The organism is Microvirga pakistanensis (assembly GCF_004458765.1).
Lineage (GTDB): Bacteria > Pseudomonadota > Alphaproteobacteria > Rhizobiales > Beijerinckiaceae > Microvirga > Microvirga pakistanensis.
Window position 1 is genome coordinate 1 of the sequence record NZ_SPJX01000534.1, and the last position, 223, is coordinate 223.

The 223-nt window shown below is 64.1% G+C and carries 1 pseudogene; it reads right to left on the reverse strand.

Annotation, left to right across the window (positions count from 1 at the left end):
* Window positions 1–223: pseudogene (locus E4K09_RS23705) on the reverse strand (3,4-dihydroxy-2-butanone-4-phosphate synthase); the annotation flags it as partial.

Genomic DNA, 223 nt, shown 5'->3' on the forward strand with positions numbered 1-223 from the left:
CCTCGATGGCTTCGGTGACGGAATTGGACATCAGGGCCTCCTGGGCGGATAGGGGCAGAAAATCATTGGGTGTGACCGCTCCGCGGGTCTCGCGGGCGATCAGTTCCGCGGGGTCCCGCGAAAGCCAGGCATGATCCGAATTGCACATTTGGGTGATGGCGCCGGGAGTGACGCCGATCCGCCGCGCGAACTCGACGCGCGACATGCCGTTACGGGACAACCA